The 15688-nt window shown below is 37.4% G+C and carries 11 protein-coding genes; 4 read left to right on the forward strand and 7 right to left on the reverse strand.

Annotated elements, in window-relative coordinates; translation table 11 throughout:
* Nucleotides 1–94: 94 nt before the first annotated feature.
* The 5 genes from B9T31_RS00885 to ettA all read right to left on the reverse strand — a co-directional run bounded on the left by B9T31_RS00885 (nt 95) and on the right by ettA (nt 8191).
* Nucleotides 95–3268, reverse strand: a complete 3174-nt coding sequence (locus B9T31_RS00885) for an efflux RND transporter permease subunit (RefSeq protein WP_086180081.1) — start codon at nt 3266–3268, stop codon at nt 95–97.
* Nucleotides 3258–4475 carry an efflux RND transporter periplasmic adaptor subunit gene (locus tag B9T31_RS00890; RefSeq protein ID WP_086180082.1) on the reverse strand — a complete coding sequence of 406 codons (1218 nt, stop codon included), beginning with the start codon at nt 4473–4475 and terminating at the stop codon, nt 3258–3260. The genes B9T31_RS00885 and B9T31_RS00890 overlap by 11 nt, the downstream gene beginning before the upstream one ends.
* Nucleotides 4476–4484: 9 nt before the next feature.
* On the reverse strand, nt 4485–5879 hold the full coding sequence (locus B9T31_RS00895; RefSeq protein ID WP_086180083.1) for a TolC family protein: 1395 nt from the start codon (nt 5877–5879) through the stop codon (nt 4485–4487).
* A 56-nt stretch (nt 5880–5935) separates the two neighbouring features.
* A complete protein-coding gene (locus tag B9T31_RS00900) occupies nt 5936–6364 on the reverse strand; it encodes a cation efflux protein, CzcI-like (RefSeq protein ID WP_086180084.1) in 429 nt (142 codons plus the stop codon).
* A gap of 165 nt (nt 6365–6529) precedes the next feature.
* On the reverse strand, nt 6530–8191 hold the full coding sequence (gene ettA / locus B9T31_RS00905) for an energy-dependent translational throttle protein EttA (protein WP_086180085.1): 1662 nt from the start codon (nt 8189–8191) through the stop codon (nt 6530–6532).
* Nucleotides 8192–8522: 331 nt separating this feature from the next.
* Here ettA and B9T31_RS00910 point away from each other — a divergent pair, with 331 nt between their 5' ends.
* The 3 genes from B9T31_RS00910 (at nt 8523) to B9T31_RS00920 (ending at nt 11474) form a co-directional block, all read left to right on the forward strand.
* Complete coding sequence (locus B9T31_RS00910) at nt 8523–9800, forward strand: O-acetylhomoserine aminocarboxypropyltransferase/cysteine synthase family protein (protein ID WP_086180086.1); 1278 nt, start codon at nt 8523–8525, stop codon at nt 9798–9800.
* A 270-nt stretch (nt 9801–10070) separates the two neighbouring features.
* The gene (locus tag B9T31_RS00915; RefSeq protein WP_086180087.1) at nt 10071–10958 is read left to right on the forward strand and encodes an SDR family NAD(P)-dependent oxidoreductase; all 888 of its coding nucleotides are present in this window, start codon (nt 10071–10073) and stop codon (nt 10956–10958) included.
* A 204-nt stretch (nt 10959–11162) separates the two neighbouring features.
* Nucleotides 11163–11474 (forward strand): hypothetical protein, encoded by a 312-nt coding sequence (locus B9T31_RS00920; protein ID WP_086180375.1) that lies wholly within the window; start codon nt 11163–11165, stop codon nt 11472–11474.
* Here the strand turns inward: B9T31_RS00920 and B9T31_RS00925 are convergent.
* A complete protein-coding gene (locus B9T31_RS00925; protein WP_086180088.1) occupies nt 11427–12359 on the reverse strand; it encodes a LysR family transcriptional regulator in 933 nt (310 codons plus the stop codon). The genes B9T31_RS00920 and B9T31_RS00925 overlap by 48 nt on opposite strands.
* A gap of 109 nt (nt 12360–12468) precedes the next feature.
* On the opposite strand from B9T31_RS00925, the gene B9T31_RS00930 reads away from it, so the two are divergent.
* On the forward strand, nt 12469–13224 hold the full coding sequence (locus B9T31_RS00930; protein WP_086180089.1) for an SDR family oxidoreductase: 756 nt from the start codon (nt 12469–12471) through the stop codon (nt 13222–13224).
* Nucleotides 13225–13280: 56 nt separating this feature from the next.
* Here the strand turns inward: B9T31_RS00930 and B9T31_RS00935 are convergent, their stop codons facing one another.
* Nucleotides 13281–15638 (reverse strand): Tex family protein, encoded by a 2358-nt coding sequence (locus tag B9T31_RS00935; protein WP_086180090.1) that lies wholly within the window; start codon nt 15636–15638, stop codon nt 13281–13283.
* Between the last annotated feature and the right edge of the window lie 50 nt (nt 15639–15688).

A 15688-nucleotide genomic window follows, 5' to 3' on the forward strand; every position in this document is an offset into this window, starting at 1 on the left:
ACACGCATAAATATTGAATACACGATGAGGAGCTTTTCACCTCCCCCCATCAAAAAGGTAATCTTTTTCAAGATTACCTTCATTTAAACTTAATTTATTGACTATCGTTGTGTTCATTCATCCATCGATAAATAACAGGCAATACAATGAGTGTTAATAATGTCGAAGAAATAATTCCCCCAATAACCACCGTAGCTAATGGGCGTTGTACTTCTGCACCTGTACCTGTTGCAATAGCCATTGGAATGAAACCAAATGAAGCCACACATGCCGTCATTAATACTGGACGTAACCGTAGAATGGCTCCATGCCATGTTGCGATATGAATATCAAGAGTTTCTCGTAACTCCTTAATAAATGTCAGCATCACCAATCCATTCAGTACAGCAACACCAGACAGTGCAATAAATCCCACGCCTGCCGACATCGAAAGTGGAATATCTCTTAACCACAATGCAACCAATCCACCTGAAAGCGCGAAAGGAACACCTGTAAAGACCAACAAGCTTTCTTTAAAGTTATGAAACACAGCCATTAATAAAATAAAAATGGTTAACAATGCAAGTGGCACTACAATTGTCATGCGCTCTTTTGCTGAGTTTAAGTTTTCAAATTGCCCACCATAGGCTAGCCAATAACCTGCAGGCAAAGGTTGTTTTGCTAAAGTATTCTGTAACTCTTGTACAAAAGATCCTAAATCACGTCCTTCAACATTGGCGGTAATCACCACACGGCGCTTACCATTCTCGCGACTGACTTGATTTAAACCCAATATGCTTTCAACTTTTGCAATATCATCCAATTGAATCAACCCACCATTTGGTAATTGCAAAGGTAATTTCGCCAATTGATGTGCTGTTCTTTGTTCATCACTTAATCGAATCACAAAATCAAAACGTCGATCACCTTGTAATATTTGCCCCACCTCTTGACCACCTATACTGGTTGCCACTAAATCTTGGACTTCTTTCACAGATAACCCATATTGTGCTGCTAAATTTTTATCAATATCAACATTTAATAAAGGTAAACCACTGGTTTGTTCTACTTTTACAGCTGTTGCACCTGAAATGGATTGGACGTGCTTCGCAATTTTTTCAGCTTCTTGGTTGAGTATCTCCATGTCATCACCAAAAATTTTCACGCCAACATCACTTCGAATTCCAGAAATAAGTTCATTAAAACGAAGTTCTATTGGCTGAGAAAATTCGCTATTATTTCCAGGTAATGTTTCCAAAAATATTTGCATCCGCTGTCGTAATTGATCGATATTTTCTTTTGAGTTCGTCCATTCTTTTTGCGATTTTAATAAAATAATGCCATCAGAAATATTCGGTGGCATAACATCAGTCGCAATTTCAGCAGTGCCTGTACGAGCGAAAATCGCTTTAATTTCTGGAAACTCTTTTAATAATAATTTCTCTGTGGTTTCTTGCATACGTAATGATTGTTCTAAACCTGTACTTGGTGAACGCAATTGCTGTACTGCGAAATCGCCCTCACTGAGCTGAGGAGAAAACTCACTTCCAACTTTGGTAGAGATCATTGCTGTTAGTAGCAAAATACACACAGCTAAAGTCACCACAAAATATTTATAAGTATATGCAGTATTTAAAATAAACTCATACTTTTGCTTTAGCCAATGCATCCACCGAGTTTCTTTTTCTTGCACCTTTCCAGTGACAAACATGGCAACTGCAGCGGGTACAAAAGTAATCGATAAAATAATTGCGCCAATTAATGCAAAAACTACAGTCAATGCCATTGGATGAAATAGCTTTGCTTCCACACCAGATAATGCAAAAATTGGAAAATACACCACTAAAATAATGAGTTGTCCAAAAATGAGTGGTCGTCTCGCTTGTTGAGCCGCTAAAAATACTTCTTTAAATCGCTCAGCTCTAGACAATAATCGCCCTTTTGCATGTTGTGCTTCGGCTAACCGTCGTATGCAGTTTTCAACAATAACGACTGCACCATCAACAATAATTCCAAAGTCGAGTGCGCCTAAACTCATTAAATTGGCACTAATATTTTTTTCTGCCATGCCTGTTAAGGTAAATAGCATTGAAAGTGGAATCACACAGGCTACAATTAATGCCGCACGGAAATTACCAAGAAATAAAAATAAAATGACAATAACTAAAACAGCACCTTCGATTAGATTCTTTTGTACCGTATGAATCGCCCGATCGACTAATGCTGTTCGATCATATACTGTTTCTATTTGGATCCCTTTTGGCAATGATTGCTGAATAAGCTTGATTTTTTCATCAACCGCTTTTGCAACAGTTCGACTATTTTCACCCATTGCCATCATGGCAATACCTAACACAGTTTCAGCGCCATTATAGGTTGCAGCACCCGTCCTTAAATCGTGCCCAATAGATACCTTTGCAATGTCTCTTACACGAATTGGGTAGCCTTGTTTTGTACTGATACTGATATTCTCAATATCACTTATCGTATTTAAAGTTCCTGGAACTCGAACCGTAAATTGCTGTCCATTTTCTTCAATATATCCAGCACCTCTATTGTCATTATTGTCTTGTAAAATGCGCTGCAATTCAGCCAATGGGATTTGTAATTGCTGTAATCGATTTAAATCAGGTTCAACAATATACGTTTTATTAAAACCGCCAATACTATTAACTTCGGCAATACCTTTAACTTGTTGTAGTTGTGGTCGAATAATCCAATCTTGTATTTCACGTAAATCCATTGGCTCATAGGAGCTTCCATCTGCTTTTTTAGCATTAGGATCAGCCTTGACGACCCATTGATAAATTTCACCCAACCCTGTCGAAACAGGTGACATAGATGGAGAAATATTAACAGGCAATTCAGCACGAGCTTCTTGCAAACGTTGGTTAATTTGCTGTCTAGCCCAATAAATATCTGTACCATCTTTAAAAACTATCGTGACTTGAGATAATCCATAACGAGATACTGAGCGTGTTTGCTCTAGGTTCGGAATACCTGCCATTGCCGTTTCAATGGGATAAGTTATTCGTTGCTCTACCTCTAATGCAGTGAAACCATTGGCCTGACTATTAACCTGAACTTGCACATTGGTAATGTCTGGCACTGCATCGATCGGTAATTTTTGATAACTATAAATCCCTACTGCAATCCATGCGATAACAAATAACATGACCCAAATTGCATTACGAATAGAGAATTGAATAATCCGATCAAATAATCCGGTCGCTGGAGGTAGATCATCTCCTGAAGATACAGCGGTCTTCTTTTGATCATCAATGCTCATGATCGGCCTCCCCTTTCTCTAACTCAGATTTTAAAAGGAAGCTTCCTTGGCTAACATAAGTTTGACCTAAATTCAGACCACTCAATATTTCAATCCACTTCCCATCAGATGAAACCGAACCCAGCTGAACGGGTTGCGTACTAAATTCAATCTTGTCTCCATGTTGACTTGGAACAAAAACAATATCCTTCTCATCCACACGCTGAACAGCATTTTTTTCAATACGACGAACTTGTGTTTGCTTATTCTGCTCTAACTGTAAACTCACCATTAAATTTGGGCGCAATTCTGGATTTCGATCTAAAACCTTTGCTCGCACTTGCAAACGTCCCGTTTGGATGTCTGCTGTTGAGTTCAAATTCATAATCTGTGCTTGATACATTTGTCCTGTTTGTAAGGATTTAAACTGAACTTTCTGATTGGGTTGTAAAAAAGCAATATCAATATTCGGCACAATAAACTCAAGCCATAATTGATCTATCTGATCAATGACAAACAATTGAGTTGCCAACTGTACATACTCACCAATAACAATATCTTTCTCACTAATTACTCCCGAAATAGGCGCTTTTAAAGTATATTGACCATTAATGTCTGTACTTCCCCCGAGTGCAGATAAACGCGAACGCGCCGCTTGTACTTGCACCTGAGCCTGTTGATAAGCATTAGATGCTCGTTGATAATCTTGTTTAGCCGATATTCCTTGCGTCCATAAATCACGTTCTCGCTCGAAATCTTGACGCGCTAAATTTAAATTGGTTTGTGCAATTTTTAATTGTGCTTGTTGATCGACCAGATCAGGTACCAATAAAGTTGCTAATGCTTGACCTTTTTTGACCTGTTGCCCTAACTCAACATAAACATGTTTCACCTGTCCACTATACCCAGCTGAAACATGTGCTTGCTGATCTGTATTGGCCATCAACTTTGCGGGGTAGCTAATAAGCTGCTCAATTAAGCCAATTTCAACTTTGCTGACTTTAATTCCTTGTTCAGTGATTTGTTTAGGCGTCAGTTGAACGGATTCTTCCTCTCCATGTACTTCAGAACTTTCACCTGAAGCAGGTGTTTTCTCATTTTCTTCATGCTTATGCTCATCCGAATGACCTGATTGCATCAACCAAAATGTAATTGCGACCAAAGCGGTAATGATTAATGCACCGATAATTAAGACGGGTTGTGAAATTTTTCCAAATTGATTTTTCATATTGTTCTCTTAATTATCCACACCAATAATTGCCAAAGCATTTGTATCTTGAACCAAATCTTGATTTAGCTGATTTAATGCATCTGCTGCCATGAGTTTACTTGGCTCTATACCTAGACTTAAACTTTCAACTTCAATCGATTTTTGCCATGCCATTTTTAACATTTGCACCACTTGCAATCGTGCTCCATGCAATTGCAAAGTCGCTTGTTGAATATCCATGACATTCAGTTTTCCAGCCTTAAATCCTTGTAACGTGCGCTGTTGAATATTCAATGCAAGCGGGACTTGCTGTGTTGTAATTAAATTAAATTGCTTTTTTAAGCCTTTGAGCTCAGTCAGTTTGGTCTGGACTTCTAACTGATTTTGCTTTCTATAAAATTGCTGCTGCTTATCCAATACATTGACTTTAGCTTTGGCAATTTCCATACGATGTTGCTGACGATTAAAAATAGATACTGGAATACTAACCCCTAAAGTTAATTGTTGATCCTGATCATTATTAGGCTTTTTAGTCTGTTTTATACTGACATTAACCGTCGGGTTTGGACGTCGCTGAGCATCTAATAATGTCAAATTAGCTTGTGCTTCAAGAATTTGAACTTGCAATAATTTCTCTTGAAGATTTGCTTGCAAATTTTGATTTACAATCTCGAATGTTTGTTCTGGCCAAAGTGACTGCACATCTTGATTTAAAATCACATTACTTGCAGTTTGCCCAGAAAGGTTCGCTAATTGTTGCTCTTCAATCTCTAAGCGTAAATTTACATCTTCAAGTAATTTTACATTTTCAAGATGAGTCAACCTCACACGATCAACATCAACTTGCGCAATACTTCCTGCTTGAAATCTTTTTTCAGCAGCCTGTAAGCTGTCTTGACTCACTGCCAATTGCTCTTTTAATAAAGTACTTTCAACTTTAGAGAGAATAATTTGTGACCATAAATGTTTCACAATAATTTGTAACTGCACATCATAATTTTTCTGCTTCAGCTGCACCTGCTCCTTCGCAATATTTGCAACATTTTTCGTCACTTTTCTCTGCCCAAAAATATCTAATGGCTGAGAAATACCAACAACCCACTCTTCATCTTGATCACTTTTAAACCCAGCTCGATCTATATTCAAACTCGGATTTTGCCAAAGCTGGCTATTTTTGATATTTGCATCTGCAATGTTCTGCTGAGCAACCCAAAGACCTTGCGTTGCTTGATATTGACGAATTTTCTCGATGAGCGTTTCTAACGATAAAGACTCAGCTTTACGATGCGTAACTTCTTTCGTATAGCCATGCATAGATAGAACAATACTCACACAAAAGGCAATACTTACTTTAGAGATCTGCTTTGTTTGAGATATGGCTTTTTTTTGCCAAGCCTGAGGACTTAACATCATTTTTAACATAGGAACATTCCACTTAATTTAAAATAAAGTGGTAGGTTTTATTTTGGCTACCCCACCTATAGCGAGGTAAAAGAAGGAGGTGGTTTTGGTAAGTTTAAATCAGGAGATTGATAAAGATTTTTTAAATCAACAAAAGATGTTTGTACATCCTGTGCAACTCTTTCAGGTTCAAGCTGTTCTGAGCTCGATTGAAATATATAGGCTACTGTGGGTAAATGATCATCATGTTCAGCTTCCGAAATTTGACTTAAATATTTCGTCAATTTCGAAGAAGAATCTACTGATTTGACTTCATTGTTATAATCTAAATGATGACCAAAATGACTGATAGATAGCTCATCTGTCGCTTCATGAATACAATATGCTGCTGCCAAATTCCAAGTACTTTGGAAAACAAATAAACTTAACAAGACTGTAATCAATAATCTTGAACGTTTCATAACAGCAGAAAATAAAAATGTTGCTTCAATATAACAGTACTTCATAGTGTAATAAAATTACATTCCTACGCTTTATCACAATTTCATTCTTATATCTTATTATTATAATTTCACGATATACATCACATTAATAAGCTATTAATTTATTTTCTATGGATATGTCTGAAATAAAAAACCAACCCGAAGGTTGGTTTTTTTGACTTTAATTTTTTAAGCGCCAATTTTACGATATTTTTGGCGTTTGGCTGCTAAATCATCACCATCACGTTTACGGCGATATTCTTCAAATTCTGCGTAGTTACCCGTAAAGAATTCTGGTGTTTCGGTTTCAAATGACAAGATGTGTGTTGCAATACGGTCAAGGAACCAACGGTCATGCGATACCACCATAACCGTACCTGGGAATACAAGAATTGCATCCTCAAGCGCACGTAAAGTTTCAATATCCAAATCGTTCGATGGCTCATCCAGTAAGATGACGTTTGCACCCATTTGTAGAATTTTCGCAAGTTGTAAACGGTTACGCTCACCACCAGACAACTCACCTACACGTTTTTGCTGATCTTGGCCTTTAAAGTTAAAGCGACCAATATAAGCACGCGATGGGATTTCATACTCACCAATTCTTAAGATATCCAAACCGCCTGAAACTTCTTCCCAGACTGTTTTATTGTTATCTAATGTATCGCGAATCTGTCCAACATAAGCCACTTTAACAGACTCACCCAGCACCATTGTACCTGTATCAGGCTGTTGCTCACCTGTCATCATACGAAATAGTGTTGTTTTACCCGCACCGTTTGGCCCAACGATACCAACAATTGCCGTAGGTGGAACAGTAAAAGTTAAATCTTTATACAATAAGCGACCATCAAATGATTTACTAATGCCTTCAACTTCTACCACCTTATTCCCTAAACGTGGGCCAGGTGGAATATAGATTTCGGAAGTTTCATTACGCTGTTGGAATTCACGTGAGTTAAGCTCTTCAAAACGCTCCATACGCGCTTTATTTTTCTTTTGCTGACCTTTCGCATTTGAACGAACCCATTCAAGTTCTTTTTTCAATGCTTTAGCAAAAGATTCTTCTTGCTTATTTTCTTGCTCTAAACGCGCATTCTTTTGCTCAAGCCAAGAAGAATAGTTTCCTTGATAAGGAATACCCATGCCACGGTCAAGCTCTAGAATCCACTCTGCAACGTTATCTAAGAAATAACGGTCATGCGTAATCGCAACAATTGTACCAGCGAAGTCTTTTAAGAAACGTTCTAACCAAGATACAGATTCAGCATCTAAATGGTTCGTCGGTTCATCTAAAAGCAGCATGTCTGGTTTAGATAATAACAAACGGCAAAGTGCAACACGACGACGCTCACCACCAGAAAGTAATGTTACATCTGCATCCCAAGCTGGAAGATTTAATGCAGCAGCAGCTTGATCCATTTGGTTGGTAATATTATGTGCATCCCAAGCATGGATAATTGCTTCTAACTTTTCTTGCTCTTTTGCAAGCGCATCAAAGTCAGCATCTTCTGCGGCATATTCTGCAAATACTTCATCTAAACGTGCTAAAGCATCCAGTGGTTCACGTAAACCATCCTCAACGTTACCACGAACATCTTTTGCAGGATCAAGTGGTGGTTCTTGCTCTAAATAACCAATTTTAATACCCGGTTGAGCACGTGCTTCACCTGAGAAATCTTTATCCACACCCGCCATAATACGAAGCAAAGTAGATTTACCTGCACCGTTTAAACCAAGCACACCAATTTTTGCACCTGGGAAAAATGACAAAGAGATGTCTTTTAAGATTTCGCGCTTTGGCGGAACCATCTTAGACACACGGTTCATCGTGTAAATATATTGGGCCACGTAGGACTCCTCAATAGAAAACTAAATTTTGGGTACCGATATACCCAAACTCAAGAGGGTAAAAAAATAATCAAACATTATACGCTGAATACAATAAAAAAATAAGAGATAGCCGATAACTTCAATGCATTGTTACAAGTTTTATGCAGTATAAAAAACAAATATTTCTTAGCTTGGAAATCAATTGTTTTACTCTTTCATGAAATAATTTCAGTTCCATGAAATCCATATGAATAATTTAACTATATTTTCCTCAAATTATGCACGTATTTTCATATAAACAAATGATAAGCTATTGAAATTGCAATCTACTCAGGAAGACAAGAGCACCATGACTTATAAAGATGAAACTCTAGCTATCCATGCTGGCTATCAACCAGAAGCAACCACAAAAGCAGTTGCTGTGCCCATCTATCAAACAACGTCATATGCTTTTGACAATACACAACATGGTGCAGATTTATTCGATTTAAAAGTTCAAGGTAATATTTATACGCGAATTATGAACCCAACAACAGCTGTACTCGAACAGCGCGTTGCAGCCTTAGAAGGCGGTATTGGAGCGCTTGCTGTTGCATCTGGAATGTCTGCAATTACCTACGCCATTCAGACCATTACAGAAGCTGGCGATAATATTGCATCAGTTTCAACACTCTATGGAGGCACCTATAACTTATTTGCACATACCTTACCGAAACAAGGTATTGAAGTCAGATTTTTTGATTATAAAAAACCTGAATCATTACGTAATTTAATTGATGATAAAACTAAATTAGTTTTTGTTGAATCCATTGGTAATCCACTGGGTAATATTATTGATTTAGAAGAAATTTCAAAAATTGCCCATGAATATGGTATTCCTGTTGTTGTTGATAATACGGTTGCTACGCCTGCCTTACAAAAATCCTTCGAATTCGGTGCCGATATTATTGTTCACTCACTGACGAAGTATATTGGTGGACATGGTAATTCCATTGGTGGAATTATTGTGGATAGTGGGAAATTCCCTTGGGGTAAATATCCAGAGCGTTTTAAAGTGCTTAATACGCCAGACCCAAGTTATCATGGTGTGAACTACGTTGAAGCATTAGGTGCAGCTGCATATATTGCACGTGCACGTGTTGTCCCATTACGTAACACAGGTGCAGCAATTAGTCCGTTAAGCGTGTTTTTAATTTTACAAGGTTTAGAAACGTTAAACTTGCGAATCGAACGCCATACTGAAAATGCTCAAAAAGTTGCTGAATACTTGAAAGCACATCCAAAAGTGAAATGGGTTAATTATGCAGGTTTAGCAGATCATCCTGAACACGCCCTAGCTCAAAAATATGTAAAAGGAAAACCCTCAGGAATTCTATCTTTTGGCGTACAAGATGGTCTTGAAGGCGGAACTCGCTTCATTGATGCTCTTCAGTTGTTCACTCGTTTAGTCAACATTGGTGACGCAAAAAGTTTAGCTTGCCACCCAGCCACAACAACACATCGCCAATTAAATGCCGAAGAACTCCACGCTGCAGGTGTCAGTAAAGATATGGTACGCCTCTCTGTAGGCATCGAACATATCGACGACTTAATTTCTGATTTAGAGCAAGCACTTTCTCAAGTTTAATACAAACTGAGCAGTCAACACCCAAAACCCTTTCATTTACAGCAATGAAAGGGTTTTTCACACTTCTCATCTTTGAATTCAGTAGCTTTCATGATAATAATATTAGAGTCCATCTGAATATGAAAAAAGAAAACCTTTATTTTTCACATTAATTTCAGAACTTTATTTTGAAAAAATTACTGAATACAGCGTTTAAAGTATTTGTATTTTTTACAAATGAAGATGTAAAGACTTAGGACTGTAGTTAATTTTTATTAGGGATCATAAAACGTGAAAGCGAAACTCGAAAAAGAATTTCAAAAAAAAGTAAATGGAAAAACAATTTTAATCACAGGTGCATCTAGTGGTATTGGCTTAACAACCGCACATAAACTCGCAGACGCAGGTGCACGAGTTTTACTCGTTGCTCGAACTCAAGAAACATTAGAAGAAGTTAAACAAGAAATTGAAGCAAAAGGTGGACAAGCATTTATTTTCCCATGCGATTTAAATGATATGGGTTCTATCGATGAGGTATCAAAACAAATTCTAGAATCTGTCGATCACATTGATATTTTAATTAACAATGCAGGACGCTCCATTCGTCGTGCAGTACATGAATCATCTGAACGTTTTCATGATTTTGAACGAACGATGCAACTCAATTATTTCGGCGCAATTCGTCTCATTATGAATATTTTACCCCAAATGATGATTCGTCGAGATGGGCATATTATTAATATTAGTTCAATTGGTGTATTAGCCAATGCAACTCGGTTTTCTGCATATGTTGCTTCCAAAGCAGCATTAGATGCGTTTAGTCGCTGTCTTTCTGCAGAAGTACACTCTCACAAAATTGCAATCACTTCTGTCTATATGCCCTTAGTCCGTACACCAATGATTGCACCAACAAAAATTTATAAATATGTTCCAACATTATCCCCAGAACAAGCAGCAGATCTAGTTGCTTATGCAATCATAAGACGCCCGAAAAAAGTCGCAACACACTTAGGTCGTCTCGCGTCTATTACCTATTCAATTGCGCCAGATATTAATAATAAATTAATGTCTATTGGATATAATTTATTCCCAAGCTCAACGGCTTCGGTTGGTCAACCACAAAAATTAAACTGGGTACAAAAAGCATATGCTCGCTTATTCCCAGGTGAACACTGGTAATTGACTTTAAGTGATCAACGACATTTTAGTACACATCAATGAAACTCGCTAAAATGTCATGATCATCTCGATACTTTTGGTTTTATGATTAACTTCACTTTTGGTTTTATCGATTAAATGATCATTAATTATTGATAATATTCGCAGACATTTTCAATTTTATGATATAACACAGTGGTTGTTTTATCTTCGTATTATCTTTTTATGCAAATTTTAGCTCTTGTACTACGTTTTTGTTGTTTTGCTTTTGCATTATTTCTTTTATATCAAGTCTCTACTGCTGTTCAGCAACCTGACTTTGTATTAATGGATATTGTTGCCGATGTTGGCACCATTTTAATCTGTATTGATCTTGGTTTTTTCTTAAACTATCAAAAATTGAAAAAACTCTCCAATGCAAATGAAGCTCAGGCGAAAGCAGCATTAGAACCGACCAAACTGGAAAAAATTACCCGTAAATTAGGTCACTTAGGAATCATGCTGATTATTTGTAGCTGGATTGTCCCACTCCTTTAAATCCATTTTAGATTTTAAAAGTTGCTCTAACCAATCAATAAAATCATTTAAATAGTCGGGTCGATATTGTCGATCCGTCATTAAAATATGCACAGGAAGTAGACAAGGTTCGATATGATTTAAAATAGGAATCATGTGATGAAACTTAATTAAATCGTTTGCATCAAACTCTGGAATTTGAATCATTCCTAAACCAGCAATTCCTGCTTTAACATAAGATGTCGTGTCTTCAACCAATATTTTATAGTTGATCGAAATTTTTTTATTGTTAAAATAAATATAACCTAAATGACTCATTTTCTTTTCTGGTTGATATTCAACAATAAAATGCTCACTTAATTGAGCTTCGTTATAGGGCATGCCATGATCTTGAATATATTGATTAGACACCAAAGTGATCAATTTCGTTTGAGCTATACGCCTTGCCAATAATAAATCTGATTGAATTGAGCCGACCCTCACCACACAATCTAAGCCCTGCTCGATTAAGTGAGAATAATGATCTTGACTATTTAGAAAGACTTTAACATCAGGATATTTTTGAAAATATTGTTGTAGGTTTGGTAGTAAAATTGCTGTTGCAATTCTTTTTGCAACTCCTATCCTAATTTTTCCATATTTCATTCCAACTTGGCTTTTAAAGCGATTTAATTCATTGAGTTGAGTAATTAACTGCATCACCTCTAAATAAAACAAATGCCCTTCATTGGTTAAAGTTACTTTTCGTGTTGTCCGATAAAACAATAAAACTTCATATTCTTTTTCCAGGCGTTTAATGGCATGTGAAACATTTGAACGGGGCAAGCCTAAATGTAAAGCGACTTCTGAAAAAGATTGTTTTTCAGCTACGAGACAAAATAATTTTAATTGATGAATCTTGTCCATTTATTATTCAACTTTTTGGAACAATCTATACCATTTTAACGACTATTTCAGTTTATTAAACTGTTTTATGATGCATTTTCCACTACATAATGATAAATAAGGATAAAAAATGCCTCAACATAATTTAAATGGAAAAACTGTTGTGATTGCTGGCGGTGCTAAAAATCTAGGTGGTCTCATCTCTCGAAAATTTGCAGAGCAAGGTGCTAACTTACTAATCCACTTCCATAGTAATGAAAGCCAAAAAGAAGCTGAGGACACTCTACATGCCGTAAAAGCCATGGGTGCAAAAGCAATACTCGTACAATCTAATTTATCAGATGTTGCTAAAATTGAAGAACTTTTCATTCTGGCTAAAAAAGAATTTGGCGGTGTTGATATCGCGATTAATACTGTGGGGCGTGTATTAAAAAAGCCTTATTTAGAAACGACAGAACAAGAATATGATGAGATGAGCAATATCAACGCTAAGGTTGCCTATTTCTTTATTCAAGCTGCTGGAAAATATTTAAATTCTCATGGGAAAATTTGTACCATAGTGAGTAGTCTTCTCGCTGCATATACAGGTTTATATTCAACCTATGCAGGTCTTAAAGCACCTGTTGAGCATTTTACACGTGCTGCATCTAAAGAGTTTGGTGAGCGTAATATATCGGTGACTGCCGTTGCCCCTGGCCCTATGGATACCTCATTTTTCTATGGTCAAGAATTACCCGATGCTGTGGCTTACCATAAATCTGCTGCAGCACTTGGTGGTCTAACACAAATTGAAGACATTGAACCTTTAGTTCGCTTTTTAGTGACCGATGGTTGGTGGATTACGGGACAAACGATTTTTGCCAATGGTGGGTATACCACACGCTAAAACAACCTCAAATAAAAACCTCCCATTAGGGAGGCTTTTTTACTCAGTGACAAAGATTATTTAGAACCTTTAACCCCTGCTTGTAATAACAATGCTCCAAAACCACCAATTTTATTTTCTTGAGGTTTTTGAGATTGCGGTTTCTTCGCTTGAGGGCGTTCACCATTTGGACGTGCGTGTTGAGGACGTTTCGCTTGCGGCTTACGTTCACCTCGTTGCTCATTCGTTTGCTCACGGCGTGGTGGACGTTGAGTCTTTACTGGCGCAGCAGAACCTTCAGGACGCATAGATAGATTGACACGATTACGTTCAATATCTACATTTAATACACGTACTTGAACAATCTGACCAGGCTTCACCACTTTATGTGGATCAGATACAAATTCATTCGCAAGTTCAGAAATATGGACTAAACCATCTTGATGTACACCTACATCCACAAAGGCACCAAAATTAGTCACATTGGTAATCACGCCTTCAAGCTGTAAGCCTTCAGTTAACTGAGCAACTTCCGTAATGTCTTCACGGAATTTAGCTGTACGAAACTCAGGACGTGGATCACGACCTGGTTTATCTAGCTCTGACAACACATCTTGAATGGTTGGTAAACCGAATGTCTCATCTGCAAACTCTTCAGCATTGACCTGACGAATAATTTCTGTGTTTCCAATAATATCTTTAACAGTTGTTGCTTTTGCTTCAACAATTTTAGCGACTAATGGATAAGACTCTGGATGAACAGCTGATGCATCTAATGGCTCTGAACCATCTTGAATACGTAAAAAGCCTGCAGCTTGTTCAAAAGTACGCTCACCTAAACGTGGCACTTTTTTCAGTGCTTGACGGTTGTCAAAACGACCATTTTCTTTGCGATATTCAACAATTTGCTGAGCAATTGCTTTGTTCAAGCCTGCAATATAACCCAAAATTGCAGCAGATGCTGTATTCACATCTACCCCAACAGAGTTCACACAATCCTCAACTACAGCATCTAAAGTTTTTGCTAAGTTTGCTTGGTTTACATCATGTTGATATTGACCCACACCTATCGATTTAGGATCAATTTTCACTAACTCCGCTAATGGATCCTGTAAACGACGTGCAATTGAAACAGCACCACGAATTGCAACATCTAATTCAGGTAGCTCATTGGATGCCAATTCAGATGCTGAATAAACCGATGCTCCTGCTTCAGAAACTGAAACACGTGTTAAATTTAAATCAGCATTTGCGGTCATCATTTCAGCAATCAATGCTTCTGTTTCACGACTTGCAGTGCCATTTCCAATTGCAATTAAATCAACATTAAATTCACGGCACAGACGTGTTAACTCTGTAATTGAACCTTCTTTGTCATCTTTTGGCGCAAATGGATAAATGGTGCTATGCGCAACAACATCACCAGACTCATTCACAACTGCAAGTTTCACACCTGTACGAATACCAGGATCTACCCCTAATGTACAACGTGAGCCTGCAGGTGCAGAAAGTAAAAGATGTCGCAAGTTTTCGGCAAATACTTGCATCGCTTCCGTTTCTGCATTTAAACGTTTTTCAGTTAACAATGAATGTTCAATTGCTGGACGAACTTTACCCAGCCAAAATAATTTTGCAGTTTTCTTCAAAAATTCTTGGCGACTTTCTGGTTCAATCGTTGCCAAATTGTATTCTGTTTCAATACGCGCTAACGGACTATCATCTTCACCATCTACTTTCAAACCAAGTACGTTTTCTTGACGACCACGTAACATTGCCAATAAACGATGTGAAGCAACTTTATTTAAGTTTTCTGAAAAATCGAAATAATCGCGGAATTTTTTCCCAACTTCTTTTTTCTCATCACTCGCAACCAAACTCTTTAACACGGCTGTTTTAGCGAATGTTGCCTTCAGCTCAGTAGTTAAAGAAATGTTTTGTGCCCATTCATCAATTAAAATATGTTGAATCGCATCAAGCTGACTTTCTGCATCAGGATAGTCCACATGACTAAATCCTACCAGCGCCTCAGTCGGGTCAATTGCATGGTTTAAAATTGTTTCTGCAATTGGACCTAAACCTGCTTCTTTTGCTTTGAATGATTTACTGGTCCGTTTTGGACGATATGGTGCGTAAATTTCTTCTAATGCATTTTTTGTTTCAGCAGCATTCACACGTACGAATAAATCATCAGATAATTTATTTTGTTCTTTCAATGACTCTATGACTTTCTCACGACGCTCAAATAAATCGCGTAAATAAGATAAACGCGTATCCAGTTGACGTAATTGAGAGTCATCCAAGCCTTGGGTTACTTCTTTACGGTAACGTGCAATAAATGGAACGCTAGCACCATCATCAATGAGCTTGATTGCTGCTTCTACCTGGTTTGGACGTGCGGCAAGTTCACTTGCCAACTGCTGAACTAAGTCAGTCATCGTGTTCGATTCCACAAGAATAAATTCTAAAAGCTATGATTATAAAGACC

The sequence above is a fragment of the Acinetobacter sp. ANC 4558 genome, from assembly GCF_002135375.1.
Classification (GTDB): domain Bacteria; phylum Pseudomonadota; class Gammaproteobacteria; order Pseudomonadales; family Moraxellaceae; genus Acinetobacter.